General features: G+C 62.6%; 1 protein-coding gene and 1 pseudogene. Both read left to right on the top strand.

Annotation, left to right across the window (positions count from 1 at the left end; all coding sequences use genetic code 11):
* Window positions 1–414 (top strand): annotated as a pseudogene (locus EXE44_RS21150) (hypothetical protein); the annotation flags it as partial.
* The gene (locus tag EXE44_RS16740) at window positions 411–779 is read left to right on the top strand and encodes a hypothetical protein (RefSeq protein ID WP_137705720.1); all 369 of its coding nucleotides are present in this window, start codon (window positions 411–413) and stop codon (window positions 777–779) included. The pseudogene EXE44_RS21150 and the gene EXE44_RS16740, both read left to right, overlap by 4 nt.
* Window positions 780–1,309 lie beyond the last annotated feature (530 nt).

Genomic DNA, 1,309 nt, shown 5'->3' with positions numbered 1-1,309 from the left:
ACGCAGGTCGGACAATGGGAATCTCGGGGGGCGTTCCTCGCGGACGTGGCGGCTGCGACGGAGCTGGGGGATCGGCTCGACGGGTGGCAAACGCTCGGTCTCCGGCAACAGAGCCAGCTCCTGTACGCTCTGCGGCTGTTCCTCGAGGAGTGTCCCGAATGTGCCGGGGCCGTCATGATGGAGGAGGATACCGTCGAGTCTTGCTGCCGGTCGATGGATATCGTCGCCGTCTCCTGTCAGGAGGGCCGCCTGATACGGTCTCTCGCTCGCCGATGTGCCACGGAAACGAGAGTGTCTGCTACCGGCCACCGGTGGGTACGACGGAGCCATTTCGGACTCGTCGGGGAATGCGGGCCGGCGGAGCGCGGACGCGGGCAAAAGTGTTTATCCATAGACATCCAAGCCGGGGCATGAGCAGAGCCGTCCCTTTCTCGACCGGTCTCTTGGTGGGAGTGTGCGTGTTCGCGTGGCTGGCCGGCCCGGTTCTGGAGTCTCGGTTCGGCGTAGAGGCGTTGTTAGCCGTTTACGCGTCCGTCTCAGCGGGGACGGCAGTAACGGCGTACGTGTTAGTTCGGCGGATTGATGTCCTGCTTACCGAGCCGTCGGACGCACCCGGTCGCCGAGACCGAACAGGGAACGAACAGGGAACGAACCGTGATAGCGGTGAGAGGGCGTCACAGACGGTGACGGTGAGTCTCGACGAGCTTTCGGACCTCGACGTGGAGCGAGAAGTAAGGCAGTTGAAAGCCCAACGGTCAGAGAGCCTTGACGAAGACTGATCGACCACGTCCGACCCCGAATAGGGAGTGAGTACGTTCGCAGCGACTGCGGCGAATCAATACCAGTTGCCGGGCGGCGACGACCGTCACGGCGACTTCTCGATCAGTTCCCGGAGGGGTAGCTGACTCACGCGGACCACGTAGTCGACACGCGGGCCCCAGAGCGTACTGAGCGCGTTTCCGAACCGTATCGAGGTCGTAATTCCGTCTGTGAGGGAGCAGGTAGATATCAGCGGGCTGTGGCGTGCGGAGTGGTCGGAAACGCCTCGGAACCGACAGAATACGACCAGAGATCACGAGCGCGAGGGAGTACGTAGACGCCGCACCTACTGATTGCGGGAACCGCTGCCGTCTTCGGCAGGGTAGTAACTTGACGGTGGAATCGCAGATACGCTCGCAGTTCGCTCGGCGGTTAATAATTGGCCGTTCGACGGGTGTCTGATGGTCGGACCGTAGGGGAACTGTATGACAGTCTGTTACTACTCCCCGCCGTCGGTGTACGCCCAGTCGTCGAGCACGCGCTCGGCGAC

Source organism: Halorubrum sp. SS7 (genome assembly GCF_005435055.1).
GTDB classification, from domain to species: Archaea; Halobacteriota; Halobacteria; order Halobacteriales; family Haloferacaceae; genus Halorubrum; species Halorubrum salinarum.
The sequence above is the reverse complement of the archived record's forward strand: the minus strand, read 5'-3'. Positions and strand labels throughout refer to the sequence as shown.